The organism is Rhizobium indicum, assembly GCF_005862305.2.
In the GTDB taxonomy this organism is placed as follows: Bacteria; Pseudomonadota; Alphaproteobacteria; order Rhizobiales; family Rhizobiaceae; genus Rhizobium; species Rhizobium indicum.
The window spans coordinates 3,948,592-3,963,951 of sequence record NZ_CP054021.1 but is presented as its reverse complement, the minus strand read 5'-3'; the positions used below and the strand labels follow the sequence as shown (position 1 = coordinate 3,963,951).

Sequence of the window (15,360 nt, the reverse complement as noted above, 5' to 3'; positions counted from 1 at the left end):
ACAGCTGTCCGACAAGGTCAATTTCCCATAACGCTTCTGCCAATTTCATGTTATGGCCGATGGCCGTATTCAGACGTGAAGGTTCAATTCATGGCCACCCCGCTCACCATCGCCGACCTGAAAAAGCTCGCACGGCGCCGTGTGCCGAAGATGTTTTTCGACTATGCGGATTCGGGCGCCTGGACGGAATCGACCTATGCGGCAAACGAGAGCGATTTTAGTCAGATCAAGCTGCGACAGCGGGTGATGGTCGATATGACCAACCGCACGCTGGAAACGACGATGATCGGCCAGAAAGTGTCGATGCCGGTGGCGCTGGCGCCAACCGGCCTGACCGGCATGCAGCATGCCGATGGCGAGATGCTGGCGGCACGCGCCGCCGAGGAATTCGGCGTTCCCTTCACGCTTTCGACGATGAGCATCTGCTCGATCGAGGACGTGGCGTCAGCGACGACACGGCCCTTCTGGTTCCAACTCTACGTGATGAGGGACAAGGATTTCGTCCTCAACCTCATCAACCGCGCCAAGGCGGCCGGATGCTCGGCGCTGGTGCTGACCGCCGATCTGCAGATCCTCGGCCAGCGGCACAAGGACCTACGCAACGGCCTGTCGGCGCCGCCGAAATTCACGCCGAAACATGTCTGGCAGATGGCGACCCGGCCCCTCTGGTGCCTGGACATGCTGCAGACCAAGCGCCGCAACTTCGGCAATATCGTTGGCCATGCGAAAAATGTAACCAATATCGCCTCGCTCGCCGCTTGGACACATGAGCAGTTCGATCCGCGGCTTTCCTGGGCGGATGTCGCCTGGATCAAGGAACAATGGGGCGGCCCGCTGATCATCAAGGGCATACTCGATCCGGAGGATGCGAAGGCCGCCGTCGACACCGGCGCCGATGCGATCGTCGTCTCCAATCATGGCGGGCGTCAGCTTGACGGCGCCCCCTCATCGATCAGCATGCTGCCGAAGATCGTCGACGCCGTCGGCGACCGTATCGAGGTCCATCTCGACGGCGGCATCCGCTCCGGCCAGGACGTGCTGAAGGCTGTGGCGCTCGGCGCCAAGGGCACCTATATTGGCCGCCCCTTCCTCTACGGCCTCGGCGCCATGGGCAAGGAAGGCGTATCGCTGGCGCTCGGCATCATCCGCAAGGAGATGGACATCACCATGGCGCTCTGCGGCAAACGCGACATCAACGACGTGAATTCATCGATCATCGACGGGCGGCAGTGACCTGCCGCCAGCGACGGACGCAGCAACGGCTCCCTAAATATCTCGATACTGGACGCTGCCCTCAGTCCTTCTAACTGCGCGTTAAGGCTAGGTTGTATTTTTAGCGCGACCTCTTGAAAGCACAAAAGCGGTGCTTTATGTTTTGCCTATGGCTACCACAGGCAAGACACCGCATCCATCGCTGCTGCGCTACACGCTGGCGCCTGACGACAGTGCCCGGCACGCGCTGGACGACACCATTGCCGCCTACCTCAGGATGATTGAAATCCTGACCAGCCTCGTTGCCGATAAGGCGGGCGCCAATCTCGTCGTGCTGCATGACCTTGCCTATGAAACTGTCCGCGAGCAGACGGGCCTGCCGGCAAGGCTGGTCACGCTCGGCCTTCGCGATTTCGCCGCCAATCGCGGCGTGACCGCCGATCCGCCGCATCTGCCGCTCGATGACAAGCTCTTCGCCATCAAGGGCCCCTCGGACCTGACGATCGCCACAGTGCACGGACGCGTTGCCGTGCCCTTCGATGTCGCGGGTTATTCACGGGGATGGGAGAGTATTTTTCCAGCCTACCTCGTTGCGGGCCAGGACCGTTACGAGATTCACATCGGCGTCACGCCGAATTCCGCTCGGATGGAGGAAAACATGACGAACGAAGGCATTCTCTCACGCATGGGTCGCCTGATCGCGGGCATCGCGAATGCGGCGATCGACAAGGCGGAAGGCGTAAACAAGATCGCCGTCATCGAACAGGCGGTCCGCGAGATCGATGCGGCGGCTGATGAGGCCCGCACCGATCTCGGCAAGGCGCGCGCGGAGGAATACCGCATCCAGAGCCGCAGAGACGAAATCGTCGAAGACATGAACGCGCTCGACCAGAAGATCCGCCTCGCCGTCTCCTCCGGGAGGGATGACCTGGCAAAGGCCGGCGTCGCCCGTCAGATCGATCTCGAATCCCAGATCGCAGCGCTCGACAAGGCGCTGGCCGATGCCAGGGAACAGTTGGATGAAGGCCAGAAAGCCTTGCAGGCCGTGCTCGCCACACGCCGCGAGGCGGACGCCCGCCTTGCCGATTTCAAACGCAGTCTCGCCCGGCATCCCGAACAGGCAGCGGCCGGTCACAGCCAGCCCGCACCGGGTGCAGATGCTGCGCGCGCTGCCGCGGCGGTCTCGCGGCTGACCGGAGTTCCCGCTGGCGAGCATGGCCACAGTTCCGAATTGGACGAACTCGACCGACTGCACCGCGAACAGGCAATCGAAGCCCGGCTCGCACGCTTCAAGGCGGATAACCGATAACACGATGGCACTCCTTTTCGCCCCTGAATGTGCGCCCTTCGCCATCGCCGCAGCGATCCTTGTCGGCCTGACCGCGATCGAGATGCTCGCGATGGTCATGGGTTTTTCGATGACGGAATTCCTGGGAAAGCCGGAGGTTCATGGCCATGACGGCATCCTGGCTTATCTCTCCTGGCTCAATCTCGGCGGTGTTCCGCTGCTGATTCTCATGATGCTGACGCTCGGCTTCTTCGCGATGACGGGCTTTGCGTTGCAGGCCGTCGCCAACGCCTTCTGGGCGCCGCTGCCAAGCTTGATAGCCGTCATACCTGCCGCGCTCGCAACCATCCCCATGGTCAGGGCATCGAGCAGAACCGTGGCGCGGATCGTACCGCACGACGAAACCTATGCGGTCGATCTCGACGCCTTGCTCGGCCGGACAGCCGAGGTGTCGATCGGCCCGCTCGATCAGGGATTGCCGGGCCGCGTCCGCGTCAAGGATCAGCATGGAAACTGGCATGTGCTTCGAGCCCGAGCCGCCAAGGGCGAAGGTCCACTCTCGATCGGCGCTTCGGTTCTTCTCGTCGATCACAAGGCAAATGTATTTATCGCCATTCCCGCGCCGGTCGACCCCACCGATGCGGACAATCAATCTTTGAGGGAGCAGCAATGATGTACGACGTTATTCTACCAGCCGGCATTGGGATTGTTCTGATCTTCGGCATCGGTTTTGTCCTCGCCTCGCTTTACACGCGTTCCAGCAGAGACGAGGCCTATGTGCGCACCGGTCTCGGCGGCCAGAAGGTAGTGCTCGACGGCGGTTCGGTCGTCCTGCCGATCTTCCATTCGACTGCCCGGGTTAACCTGAAGACACTGCGGCTCGAGGTTCGCCGCGGTGAAGGCGATGCACTGATCACCAAGGACCGCATGCGCGTCGATATCGGCGCCGAGTTCTATGTGCGCGTGAAACCCGATGCCTCCTCGATTGCGCTTGCAGCTCAGACACTCGGCAACCGCACCAACGACGCCGAGGCTCTCCGCATCCTGATCGAGGCGAAATTCGTCGACGGCCTTCGCTCGGTGGCCGCGACGATGAATCTCGACGCGCTGCAGGAACAGCGCATGGATTTCGTCAAGGCCGTGCAGGAAGCTGTCGGCGCCGATCTCCAGTCGAACGGCCTCGAACTTGAATCCGTGTCGCTGACACGCCTCGACCAGACGGATATCAAGCATTTCAACGCTAACAACTTCTTCGACGCGCAGGGTCTTGCGGCATTGACCCGCATCACCGAGGGACGCAAGAAGGAGCGAAACGAGATCGTTCGCGACACCGAAGTCGCCATCGCCCAGAAGGATCTCGAGGCCCGCCAGCAATCGCTAACCATCGAGCGGACCAAGCGGGAAGCCGAACTCAGCCAGGAACGGGACATCGCCAACAAATCCGCGGCGACACGCGCTGAAACCGCGCAGCAGGAGCAGGCCGCAAAACGCGCCGAGGAGGAAGCCCGCATCGCTTCCGAACAGGCGATCGCCGAACGCGAGGCATCTGCCAAGCAGGCTCGCGAAAGCGCCAACATCGACGCCGCCCGCGCCGTCCAGCAACGCGAAACCGAGGCCAAGCGTGACCTCCAGATCGTGGCACAGGAAAGCGCCATCGCCGTTGCCAACAAGAGCCGTGAAGAATCCGAAGCGAAGGCGGCTGCGGAGACGGCGCGCGCGCTGGCGATAGCGGCGGAGGAAAAAGTCGGCACCGCCAAGGCGATCGAGATTGCCGAACGCGAAAAGCAGATTGCCGTCATCGACGCACGCAAGAAAGCCGAGACGGAAGCGACCGCCGTCACCGTCGGCGCCGAAGCTGAAAAACAAGCGGCAAGCGACCAGGCCGAGGCCATCAAGACGCTGGCGACCGCCGAGGCGGATGCGGCGATCATCAAGGCCAAGGGCATTCTCGAAACCGGCAAGGCCGCGGCTGAGAGCGAGGCATTGCTCAACGACGCTCGCAACAAGTTGAGCTCTGCCATCATCGAGTTCGAGATCACCCGCGAACGGATCCGCATCATTCCGCAGGCGCTCGCCGAGGCGGTCAAGCCGATCGAGAAGATCTCCGATATCAGGATATTCGATACCGGCGGCATGCTCGGCCGCGGAAACGGAGCGACCGGCGGAAACGGTATCGGGCTCGGCGAAGGACTGGCTAGCCAGCTCCTCTCCTATCAGGCGAATAAACCGATCCTCGACAAATTGCTGAAGGAAGCCGGCTTCGACGGCGACGATGCCATCTCATCCCTTCTTGGAAATCTCGATGGCGCAAAACCGGTAAGACCGGCAACGCCCGCGGCAGCCCCGGCAAAGCCGGCAACACCGACCGTAGCCCCGACACAAACGATCATCCCTCCGGCGCCGAAGCCGGTACCAAAGAAGGACTGATCGCCGCGCAAGCGGGTCTGGACTAGAACAGGATGATGTCGCCCGAAAACTGCTCACACTTTTCGGGCATCATGCTCTATCTCACCCAACCCGCTGCCAGCGCGCCTGCCCAGTCGGCACGGCCCCTTTCGGCGGCCAGTGCCGACATCGCCATATGGTCATAGGCGACGGTTCGGAACTGCCATGTCCATCCGCCCGCTGCCTTTTCCAGAATGGCATAACTCGCCAGCGGATGGCCGGCTTCCACCTTGTGGTAATAGGGCAGTTCGTCGTCATAGGCCGGGCAGCCGACGCTGCCTGGATTGACGATCAGGCGGCCATCGGAGAGGCGCACAGCGCGAGGAATGTGGCTGTGGCCACAGAGGATCAGCGGCAGGTCGATGCCTTCGGCCAGCGCCTCGATCGCTTCGATCGGTTTCAGGAAGACGACGCCCTCCGGCGAGACCGATTCCAGCCAGTAGAGATTGTCATCCTTCGGCGTCGCGTGGCAGAGATAGACTTCGCCGCGATAGATGGTATCGAACGGCAGGTTTCGAATCCAATTAAGATGAGACGACGACAATTGACCGTAGGCGGCCGCATCCGAAGCATGCATTGCCGCCGGATCCTGCTCGATCAGATAGCGGTCGTGATTGCCGCGGATCGACGTCAACCCGAGCGGCATCAGCAAGTCTGCCGTCTTGCCGGCCTCGAGCGGGCCGCTGAAGAAATCGCCGAGATTGACGATCTCATCGATCTCCTGCGCACGAATATCCGCAAGCACGGCCTCGAGCGCCAGATGGTTGCCGTGGATATCGGCAATTGCCGCAAACCGCATTTTTTAACTCCCTCGGTAGGTGGAATAGCCATAGGGCGAAATCAGCAGCGGCACATGGTAATGCGCCGTGACGTCGGCAATACCGAAGCGGATCGGTACGAGATCGAGGAAGGCGGGATGCGGCAACGGCGTGCCGCTGGCCCTCAGATAATCGCCGGCGTGGAAGACCAGTTCATAGGTGCCGGCCCGAAAATTTTCGCCAATGAGGATGGGGCCGCCATCAACCCGGCCGTCGGCATTGGTCTCCACCGTCTTCAGATGCCTGCGGATCTCGCCGTCGAGCTGGAAAAGATCGATCCTCAAGCCTTCGGCCGGCTTACCGAGAGCGGTGTCGAGAACATGTGTGGTCAGTCCGGTCATGGGGCTGGCTCTTTAATGATATAAGGGGTTTCGAAGAAGTATTCTTCCAGATTATTGCCTGGCCCGTCACGATCGACGACCAGGAAATCTGAGGCTTCACCGAGCGCCATCAGCGGATGATGCCAGACGTTGCGGCGATAGTTCACGCCCTGGTCGCCGCGCGCCAGAAACACCTGCGGCCTGCCCGGGCGGCCGCTTTCGTCCTCGGAGACGACGACGAGAAAAGGACGGCCCGAGACCGGCGAGAAACTCTGGCTGCCGAAAGGATGGCGCTCCATCATGGTGACTTCATAGGGGAAGCTGCGCGGCTGGCCGCGAAAGAGGTTAATGATGACGCGCGCACCCGCGCCCGTCGCCTCAGTGGCGGCGAGCGCATGGAAACGCTCCGTCGTGCCGCCATTGATGAGCCGCATCGAGGCGGGATCGGCTTCGATCACCTCGCCGAAGGGAGCAAAGGCGGATCTCGTAAGCGGACGGATGTCGAGACGTGGGGGCAATCGCTCACTCACCTTCGGCATGCCAGTGACGGATGGCATCGATCGCGGAAAGAAGCTCCGGCAGCGTGCGATACGTCGCCTCCCAGATGTCGGAAGGATCGAGATCGAAGACGCCGTCGAGGATACGGTTGCCCGTGCCGCAGATTTTCGTCCACGGCAGATCGGGATGCTCGGTCGCAAATTCCGGATGAGTCACCAGCAAGCGGGATGCCGCGGCACCGATGGTGAAGTGGCAAAAGGTAACCGCCTTGAAAGTGAGCTTGTCCCCGGCGAACGCCGCCCCATCCATTCCGCCGACGAAAGACAGCGCTTCGGATGCCGCCTCATACATCTCATTGAGATAGTCGATCGCGCGCCGCTCGTTCATTCAGCCTCCGGCAGCATCGTCGTCAGGCGCAGCAGCGCGATCCGCTCGACTTGCGCCGTCGCGGTCGCAAATTCTTCGTCCCTGCCATTGCCGATCCGTGTTTCGAAGGCCGACAGGATATCGTCCTTGCCGAGCCCCTTGACCGCAATGATGAAGGGAAAGCCGAATTTTTCGACATAGGCCGAATTGAGTTCGGTGAAGCGGGCATGTTCGGCCGGGGTCAGGCGGTCGAGACCGGCGCCGGATTGCTCCTTCCGGCTGTCTTCGGTGAGTTCGCCCGCTATCGCGAGGCGCCCGGCAAGGTCAGGATGGGCGCTGAGCACGCCGAGGCGCTCCTGCGGGCTTGCCGCCTGGAAGACAGCGGTTAGCGACGCATGCACGCCGGCCGCCGTCAGCGGCTCCGGCACCTGGCCGGCGTCATAGGCGCGCTCGGCGATGAAAGGCGAATGTTCAAAGACGCCGCCGAAGCGGGAGACGAAATCCTCGCGCGACATCATCAGAGCGCTTCCGGCTGATGATGCTTGTGCCAATGCTCGGCGATCTCGATGCGGCGCGGAATCCAGACCTTGTCATGCTTCAGCACATATTCGATGAAGCGCTTCAGCGCTGCCGCCCGGCCGGGACGTCCGACGAGGCGGCAATGCAATCCGACCGACATCATCTTTGGGCTGCCCGCCTTGCCTTCCTCATAAAGCGTGTCGAAAGCGTCCTTCAGATAGGTGAAGAACTGATCGCCGGCATTGAAGCCCTGCGGCGTCGCAAAACGCATGTCGTTGGTTTCGAGCGTATAGGGGATGATCAGGAAGGGTTTCCCGTCGACGCCCTTCACCCAATAGGGCAGGTCATCGGCATAGGAATCGGAGGAATAGAGGAAACCGCCCTCCTCCTGCACCAGCCGAAGCGTATTGTCGGAAGGCTTGCCCTGATACATGCCGTAGGGCCGCTCGCCGGTGAGTTCGGTGTGCAGGCGCACGGCTTCGAGGATATGCTTGCGCTCCAGATCTTCGGGAAAATCCTTATATTCCAGCCAGCGGTAGCCGTGGCTGGCGATCTCCCAGCCGGCCTCCTTCATCGCAGCGACGGCCTCGGGGTTGCGGGCCATCGCCAGCGTTACGCCGTAGACGGTCGCCTGCACCTTGAGATCGGTGAACATTCGCCAGAGCCGCCAGAAGCCGGCACGCGAACCATACTCATAGATCGATTCCATGTTGAGGTTGCGCTGCCCTGGCCAGGCGGCCGCACCGACGATCTCCGACAACAGGTTTTCGGAAGCCGGATCTCCGTCGAGGATCGAGCTTTCGCCGCCCTCCTCGTAGTTGACGACGAACTGCACGGCGACGCGTGCCTCGTCCGGCCATTTCGGATCGGGCGTCAGACGCCCGTAACCGACGAGATTGCGCGGATAAGTCTCGGATACCATCAAATCACCTTCTGAAAAGACGGGGAACGGTAGCATCCGCAGCCGGAATGTCGAGACGGAAACTGCTCGGCCGGATTTGCGTTTACGGCACAAGCCTTTAGCTCATCAGCAGATTCAAGCGATTTTGCGCGCGCTGACCTTGCCCATCGGATGCAGCGAGTGAACGCGGAAAGGACCGCCAGTGCCCTCTTCGATCATCAGGGCAACGTTGGAAACCATTACAGGTTCGCAGAGGACAGGCTCGAAGATCGTCCGCAACACCGGCTCGATGCGCGGCATGTCGATCGCGTTGACGGGGCCTGTCACAGGCATATGGAAGCGGAACTCCTCCATCACATAGGGATTGCCCCAGCGATGCAGATTGGAAAATTGCGTCGCCGACAGCCCGTCCGGATCGCTGCGTTCGATCTCGGCCTCGCTGAGCGGTGCGCGAAAACGATCGAATTCCTGCACGATCGCCGAGGCGAGATACTGGATCTGCTCGCAGGGAGTGCTCGGCAGCAGGCTGTAGAAATTGCCGAGCCGGGCGACTTCGATACGCGGAATCTGAAAGGGAACGAAGGTCCCGGAAAAACGCATCAGATCGCGCAGGAGTTGCGATTCGGGCATGTCGTGGGACAGATGAAAGGGCGCCTTCAAAACACCGTGAAAGCCGTAGCGCCGCGGCACGGCGGTATGGAAGGCGATCTCGTGAATACCGAGGCCACGAACTGCCGGAGGCTCCATCATATCGCCCGAAAACACGTTTCGGCCAAGCCAATTGGCGGCCACGAGCGACAACGGGTCGCTCGCCGGAGGCGTGAAGCAAATGGCATAGCGCATGCAATTTCCTCCATCAAGGAAGTGAGCACCGTTCAGATCCGGCGCTGTCGATGCGCAAGCAGATAGGTGATTTGCATGACAGAATAACGAAACGCAGCGGCGTCTAATTCACGTTTAACGTGAAGCCGCCGCGATGTGGCTTGAAATTGCGAAGCTTTCCGGCAGCAAAAATCCGCAGTCTGTATCGCCTGCGATACATATCGCCGCCTCCGCCAGCCGGTGGGCGAGGCCGAAGCTGACCTTGAAGCCGCCGGTCAGCGCGATCAGGCGCCGGTGGTCGGGATGGCGGCCGATCATCGGATCCCGATCGATCGCCTTCGGGCGAAGCCCGGCCCAGCGCTCGATAACAGGGGCGTCGCGAAGCGTCGGTACGATGCCCCGTGCCGCCTCGATCAGCACGTCGAGCTGGACGTCGGTGGATGTAGGATCGTCAAAGCGGTTCTCGCTGGTGCTTCCGATTGCCGCGTGCCCGCCCTCATGCGCGACGACATAGAGCCCGTCGAGGAAGATCGTCGGCAGCGCCGGGTCGATATCGGCTTTCAATAATGCCGCCTGCCCCTTGACCGGCTGGCCGAGCGGTTGTTTCAGCCCCGGCGTCAGACCTTGCAACAACGGAAAGGACTGATGGCCGGCAGCCAGGATGCAGTGACTGAAAACAATGGTTTCGCCGTTGATTTCGGCCGTACCGCAATCGGGATCGAGGCCGGCAACCGTCGCATGCTCCAGGATGCGAACATGCTTTGCCCGCCGCAGGAAGGCGATGAGCGCTGCGACCAGCAAGCGGGGAGCAACGCGGGCGGCGAGCGTGTCATGCACGAAGCCGCTCTCGCCGGCAGACGCCTCGATCCAACCGTCTACATCAGGCCCGTCGACCACATGCCAGTGGAAGCGACGTTCGCCCGCCCGCCAATGGCGTTCGGCGTCCTCGAAATGGCCGCGCGCTATTGTGTTGAGATGGGGCTTCGGCAGCGGGATCAGCCGTCCGGAACGGCGGTAGCCGGCAGAAAGTCCGGTCTCGGCTTCGAGCACGGCGATCTCGGCTTCGAGCGAGACCAGCGCATCGAACTGAAACTGCTTCTTCTCCGACCACCGGTCCGGCATATGCGGCATCAACGCGCCGAGCAGGCCGCCGCTTGCACCTTCGCCCAACCTGCCGGCGTCGGCAATAACGGCACGGATGCCCCGGCGCTCGGCATGGACGGCCGCCCAGAGCCCCATGATGCCGCCGCCGACGATCAGCAATTCTGAGGACGATTGACCTGAGACCGGCCGAGGACTATCGGCTTTTTCCATGACAGACGTGAACCCCGATCAGATTGGCGCAGGCGCGCCGCAGCCGCTCGAATGGCGCGACGGCGATATGCCCTATTCCATGGCCTTTGGCGATCATTTTTATTGTCAGACCGACGGGCGGCTGGAATGCGGCCACGTTTTTCTCGCCGGCAATGGCCTGCCGGAGCGCTGGAACGGGCGGCAGCGATTCCTGATCGGCGAGCTCGGCTTCGGCACCGGGCTGAACTTCGCCGAGACCTGGCGGCAATGGAAACTCCACCGTGCAGACGGCCAGCACCTGCATTTCATCTCCTTCGAACTCCACCCGATGCGCGGCGAAGAAATCGGCCGGGCGCTGTCGCACTGGCCGGAGATCGATGCAGAACGCGAAGCGCTGATGGCGGCGTGGCCGCAAGCACCTGATGGCATCGTTGAGCTCGATCTCGATGCCCAGACGACGCTCCGCGTGGTCTGCGGTCATGCTTTGCAGGGCGTCGCGGCAGCCAAGCGCGGCTTCGACGCCTGGTATCTCGACGGCTTCGCCCCATCGCGCAACAGCGATATGTGGTCGGAGGAACTGATGCGGCTCATCTGCGAGAAAAGCACAGCCGGCGGCACCTTCGCCACCTATGCGGCGGCGGGCTTCGTGCGCCGCAACCTCATCGCCGCAGGTTTTGCCGTTGAGCGCCGCAAGGGCTTTGCCGGCAAGCGCGAAATGCTCTGCGGCGTAAAAAATATTGGGCGCTGAAGCGCTACCCACTAACCATCGCCGTTCATAAAAATTATCCGGAGATCAGTAGCTGGTGCGCTCCGGCAGTTGCTCGCTCGTTCCGAGCCACTGGCGGATTTTTTCCTCGAGCAGTTCGGGGCTGATCGGCTTCGACATGTAGTCGTCCATGCCGGCATCGAGACAGAGTTCGCGGTCGCTTTCGAGCGCATGGGCGGTAACGCCGATGATCGGCACCCGGTGCCCCTGCCCCTTTTCGCGTTCGCGGATCGTCTGGGTGGCTTGATGGCCGTTCATGACGGGCATTGAGACGTCCATCATGATGATGCGCGGCGTATGCCGCTCCCAGGCGGCGACTGCTTCCTCGCCATTGTCCACGACGAGGAAGGAAAGACCCGTGCCTTGCAGGATCTGGGTGAAGACGATCTGGTTGACCTCGTTGTCCTCGGCAACGAGCACGTCGACGAATTCAGCGGCCCGTTTCTGCGGCGCAGGCGCCGGCACGGCCACTTCCGTCTGCAGCCGGGCAATCTCGGCCTCGGAAGCCTGCTTGACGCGGCTGGCGCGCACCACTTCAACGACGGTGTTGCGCAGCACGTTGGCGCGCGCCGGCTTCATCAGATGCGCGTGGCCGTTCAGCGCCGCGAATTCCTTTTCGGTGCCCGAAATATCCATCGACGTCAGGAAGATGATCGGCAGTTCGACGAAGCGAGGGTCGGCGCGCAGCCGGCGCGCGACATCGGCGCCGTTCATATCAGGCATGTGATAGTCGAGCACGACGGCATCGACGGTAACGCCGAGGCCGGCCGCCGCTTCCAGGATCGCAAGCCCGGTGCCGCCGCCTTCTGCGGCCACGCCGTCGAAGCCCCAGAGAGATAGCTGCTCGGTGAGGATTCGCCGGTTTACTTCATTGTCGTCGACGACGAGGATACGCGCGCCCTGCACGTTGATCGGCAACGGCTTCGGCTCAAGGCGGGCGGCCGCCACCGGAAACGGCAGGTTGATAGTGAAGACGGAGCCCTTGCCCCATTCGCTTTCGACGTTGAGATAACCGCCGAAAAGGTCGACGAGCCCGGCGGTGATCGCAAGACCGAGGCCGGTTCCTTCATGCCGCCGGGTCGACGAGGCGTCCACCTGCGAGAATTTATCAAAGACCGATTCGAGCTTCTCCGACGGAATGCCGATGCCGGTATCCTCGATGCGGATGCACGCCATGATCTCGCCGCCGGCCGCCGGCTGGAAGCCGACATCGACGAAGACATGGCCGCGCTCGGTGAACTTGACGGCGTTACCGACAAGATTGGTAACGATCTGGCGGAAACGCCCGGCGTCGCCGATCACGGCGGCGGGCAGGTCGGGTGCGGCCCGCACCAGGAGTTCGATGTTCTTCTCGGCGGCGTGCGAGGACAAGAGTGTCGCCACGTCCTCCACCGCTTCGGTGATATCGAAGGCGGCTTTGCGCAGTTTCATCTGCCCGGCATCGATCTTCGAGAAGTCGAGGATATCGTTGATGATCGTCAGCAGCGCGTTGCCCGACTTGACGATGATATCGACGAAGGTCTTCTGGCGCGTATCGAGGTTGGTCTTCGCAAGCAGTTCCGCCATCCCAAGCACGCCGTTCATCGGTGTGCGGATCTCATGGCTCATATTGGCGAGGAATTCGGATTTGGCGCGATCGGCGGCTTCGGCGCGCGACAGCAGCTGGCGTAGCTCCTCCTCGCGGCCCTTGAGCTCGGTGACGTCGGTAAAAAGCGCCACCCAGTGTTGCCCCTTGCTGACCGTCGCATCCATGTTCACCCAGCGCTCGCCGCCGACATGGAAGACGGTGGAAATCGGCAGCCTGGCCGCGATATTGTCGCGCCAGCCCTGCAGGATTTCGACCGCCGCATCATGGAAATCGCCACGCGCCGCGCAAAATTCGAACATGCCAATCCAGCTCTCGCCAGGCTCGAGATAGGTGGCCGGAATCTGCAGGATGTCAGAAAGCGCCTCGTTGGACATCTTGATGATGCCGTCTTGAACGATGGCCAGGCCCTGCGGCATGGCATGGGTCGCATCGCGCATCATTTCGCCGAGCCGCTCCAGCGCGGCGCGGGCCTCGTGGATCTCCTTTTCCCGCTCACGCACGGCCGTGATGTCGGCATAGGTGAGCAGGATCCGGTCGTTCGAGATACGGCGGCTATCGAAGATGACGGATTTGCCGCCCGCCCAGCCGAGCTCGATCGGCTCGGGCTCCTCGGTCTCGAACAGGTGCTTGCGGAAATCGTAGATCTCCTCGGGCGTCTGCGTGCCGTCGTAGCGACCGAGCTCATAATTGCGGTGGATGACGTCGATGAAGGGGCGGCCGTCGAAGGGATCGTCGAGTGGCAGCTCCCAGATGCCGTAGAACTCGTCGTTGACGTAGAGGATCCGGTGATCGTTATCGAGGATCAGCACGCCGACCGGTAGCGAGCGCAGGATATTCTCTATATCCCGGTGCAGCACCTCTTCGTGTTTCTGCGCCTCGATCAGCGCCTTCTCTCGTTCCTTGAGTGGCGAGATGTCTGAAAAGGAGCCGACGACATAGGGCCGACCATCCGCTGTCACGACGCGGTTGACGCGCGAGAGGACGGAATAGATATGGCCGTCCTTGCTCGGCAGCAGGCTTTCGATCTCCTTCGACCTGCCTCCCTGCAACGCCAGCAGGTTTTCCTGGTAGATCGCCTCGCCCCCGTCCGGACCGAACATTTCGTGTTCGGTCATCCCAAGGACCCGGGAACGGCTATGGCCGCTGAAGGTCTCGTAATATTGATTGGCGTAGACGAGGCGATGCTTCTCGTCGCGCACGAAGGCTGCGACCGGGAGGTCCTCCAGGATGGTCCGCAGCAGGTCGAGCTCATTGACGCTCTCGTGCCAGGCCGTGTCGCTGACAGCCGCGGGCTTTGCGCAGCTGCGATAGGCGGCGTTGACGACCAGCGGCCGGCCATCCTCGGCAAAGATGCCGATCGGCTGGTCGAGCTGTTCCAGCGCCTCGCGCACGCGGGCGAAATCGGCGGCGCCGCCGGCGTCGCCAGTCATCCGAGGATCGCCGGCGATCCCAGGGTCGCCAACCGTCCGACGCGGCGGCTCGCGCACTTCGAAAATGCCGAGCACATAGGCCCGATCCGGCGACGGCGAGAAGCTTTCGATCTGGATGCGCTCATGGCCGAGGCCTGCCGCATCGAAGCAGATGGCGTTTTCCTCAGTGCCGAACACCAGTGCGCGGCGTTCCTTGTCCTCGCGCTCCTCTTCCTCGGGGCGGTCGAGAAGCTCGCGGCTGCGCCTGCCGATAAAATCGGAGATCTCGCGGCCTAGAAAGCGGGCATAGGCCTCATTGACGGCGATATAGCGCAGCTCGCTGTTCTTGACATAGGCCGGGGTATCCAGATCAGCGATCCGGCGGCAAGCCAACTCCAGAAGTTCCCCGGCTGATTTCAAAAAATATCGCTCCCGCAATGAATGAAATATCGACTACAAAAACTATAACGCCAAGGCTTTTAACAAGGTTTTAACCATAAATTTCGACAGCGGAATTTTACAAGCCGGCTCACCAAGCTGAAGATAATTCGGGATTACCAGCCCCCGCTTGCACGAGACTGAAAGGTCGCCCGCCATAAATCCTTTCGACGTCGGGATCCGTTGAAATCATGACGAAAATTTAATGCCGAAAGCGCTTGCGCGGCCATTGCGCCGCCGCGATCCGGGCCGAGTCTGCGGCATGGCTTTATGGAAGCCATGCCCATGAAAGGAAAATACCATGTCCGTTCTTCATAAAACCATGGCGACGGGCCTGATTGCGCTGACTTTTGCCGGCGCCTCGCTCGCCACCGCCACCACTGCCGATGCCCGTCCACGCGATGCCTTCTGGGGCGGCCTTGCCGCCGGCGTCGTAGGCGGCGCCCTGCTGTCGGAGGCCGCCCGTCCCGCTTACCCTGTTTACCCTGCCTATCCTGTTTATCGCCCCTATCCCGTCTATAGGACCTATTACCGGCCGTCCTATTGCCATATCGAATGGCGGCACGATCGCTGGGGCGAGCCTTATCGCGTCAAAGTCTGCCCGGAATAGGAAAACCGCATCCGGCGCCGCTTGACCTCCCGGCGGCGCCGACCCAGTGCCCTCAACGACGACCAAA

15 protein-coding genes are annotated in these 15,360 nt (G+C 61.8%); 6 read left to right on the top strand and 9 right to left on the bottom strand.

Annotation, left to right across the window (positions count from 1 at the left end; translation table 11 throughout):
• Positions 1 to 90: 90 nt before the first annotated feature.
• The 4 genes from FFM53_RS19150 to FFM53_RS19135 all read left to right on the top strand — a co-directional run bounded on the left by FFM53_RS19150 (position 91) and on the right by FFM53_RS19135 (position 4,927).
• Positions 91 to 1,233 (top strand): alpha-hydroxy acid oxidase, encoded by a 1,143-nt coding sequence (locus FFM53_RS19150; RefSeq protein WP_138386861.1) that lies wholly within the window; start codon positions 91 to 93, stop codon positions 1,231 to 1,233.
• A gap of 130 nt (positions 1,234 to 1,363) precedes the next feature.
• Positions 1,364 to 2,521: a PspA/IM30 family protein gene (locus FFM53_RS19145; RefSeq protein ID WP_138386860.1), complete on the top strand. Its 1,158-nt coding sequence runs from the start codon at positions 1,364 to 1,366 to the stop codon at positions 2,519 to 2,521.
• Positions 2,522 to 2,525: 4 nt separating this feature from the next.
• Positions 2,526 to 3,173, top strand: coding sequence for an OB-fold-containig protein (locus FFM53_RS19140; protein ID WP_138330312.1), 648 nt, complete (start codon positions 2,526 to 2,528; stop codon positions 3,171 to 3,173).
• Entirely contained in the window at positions 3,170 to 4,927 is a 1,758-nt protein-coding gene (locus FFM53_RS19135; RefSeq protein ID WP_138330311.1) for a flotillin family protein, read from the top strand. The genes FFM53_RS19140 and FFM53_RS19135 overlap by 4 nt, the downstream gene beginning before the upstream one ends.
• A 76-nt stretch (positions 4,928 to 5,003) precedes the next feature.
• Here the strand turns inward: FFM53_RS19135 and FFM53_RS19130 are convergent, their stop codons facing one another.
• The 8 genes from FFM53_RS19130 to FFM53_RS19095 form a co-directional block, all read right to left on the bottom strand.
• Positions 5,004 to 5,744 (bottom strand): metallophosphoesterase family protein, encoded by a 741-nt coding sequence (locus FFM53_RS19130; RefSeq protein WP_138330310.1) that lies wholly within the window; start codon positions 5,742 to 5,744, stop codon positions 5,004 to 5,006.
• A 3-nt stretch (positions 5,745 to 5,747) separates the two neighbouring features.
• Positions 5,748 to 6,104 carry a hydroxyisourate hydrolase gene (gene uraH, locus FFM53_RS19125; protein WP_003541961.1) on the bottom strand — a complete coding sequence of 119 codons (357 nt, stop codon included), beginning with the start codon at positions 6,102 to 6,104 and terminating at the stop codon, positions 5,748 to 5,750.
• Positions 6,101 to 6,622: an ureidoglycolate lyase gene (locus FFM53_RS19120; RefSeq protein WP_173883606.1), complete on the bottom strand. Its 522-nt coding sequence runs from the start codon at positions 6,620 to 6,622 to the stop codon at positions 6,101 to 6,103. The genes uraH and FFM53_RS19120 overlap by 4 nt, the downstream gene beginning before the upstream one ends.
• Positions 6,606 to 6,968 carry a HepT-like ribonuclease domain-containing protein gene (locus FFM53_RS19115; RefSeq protein ID WP_003541963.1) on the bottom strand — a complete coding sequence of 121 codons (363 nt, stop codon included), beginning with the start codon at positions 6,966 to 6,968 and terminating at the stop codon, positions 6,606 to 6,608. Before FFM53_RS19115 ends, FFM53_RS19120 begins: the two co-directional genes overlap by 17 nt.
• On the bottom strand, positions 6,965 to 7,465 hold the full coding sequence (gene uraD / locus FFM53_RS19110; RefSeq protein WP_138330308.1) for a 2-oxo-4-hydroxy-4-carboxy-5-ureidoimidazoline decarboxylase: 501 nt from the start codon (positions 7,463 to 7,465) through the stop codon (positions 6,965 to 6,967). Before uraD ends, FFM53_RS19115 begins: the two co-directional genes overlap by 4 nt.
• On the bottom strand, positions 7,465 to 8,388 hold the full coding sequence (gene puuE, locus FFM53_RS19105; RefSeq protein ID WP_138330307.1) for an allantoinase PuuE: 924 nt from the start codon (positions 8,386 to 8,388) through the stop codon (positions 7,465 to 7,467). The genes uraD and puuE overlap by 1 nt, the downstream gene beginning before the upstream one ends.
• 114 nt (positions 8,389 to 8,502) lie before the next feature.
• On the bottom strand, positions 8,503 to 9,210 hold the full coding sequence (locus FFM53_RS19100; protein WP_011653058.1) for a DUF1045 domain-containing protein: 708 nt from the start codon (positions 9,208 to 9,210) through the stop codon (positions 8,503 to 8,505).
• A 114-nt stretch (positions 9,211 to 9,324) separates the two neighbouring features.
• Positions 9,325 to 10,503: an NAD(P)/FAD-dependent oxidoreductase gene (locus FFM53_RS19095; protein ID WP_138386858.1), complete on the bottom strand. Its 1,179-nt coding sequence runs from the start codon at positions 10,501 to 10,503 to the stop codon at positions 9,325 to 9,327.
• Here FFM53_RS19095 and mnmC2 point away from each other — a divergent pair.
• A complete protein-coding gene (gene mnmC2 / locus FFM53_RS19090) occupies positions 10,502 to 11,230 on the top strand; it encodes a tRNA (5-methylaminomethyl-2-thiouridine)(34)-methyltransferase MnmC2 (protein ID WP_138386857.1) in 729 nt (242 codons plus the stop codon). The genes FFM53_RS19095 and mnmC2 overlap by 2 nt on opposite strands.
• A 45-nt stretch (positions 11,231 to 11,275) precedes the next feature.
• On the opposite strand, the gene FFM53_RS19085 is transcribed toward mnmC2, so the two are convergent.
• Positions 11,276 to 14,665 carry a response regulator gene (locus FFM53_RS19085; protein WP_138386856.1) on the bottom strand — a complete coding sequence of 1,130 codons (3,390 nt, stop codon included), beginning with the start codon at positions 14,663 to 14,665 and terminating at the stop codon, positions 11,276 to 11,278.
• A 319-nt stretch (positions 14,666 to 14,984) separates the two neighbouring features.
• Between FFM53_RS19085 and FFM53_RS19080 the strand changes: the two genes are divergently transcribed.
• Positions 14,985 to 15,293 carry a hypothetical protein gene (locus FFM53_RS19080; RefSeq protein ID WP_138330303.1) on the top strand — a complete coding sequence of 103 codons (309 nt, stop codon included), beginning with the start codon at positions 14,985 to 14,987 and terminating at the stop codon, positions 15,291 to 15,293.
• The last annotated feature ends 67 nt before the right edge of the window (positions 15,294 to 15,360 follow it).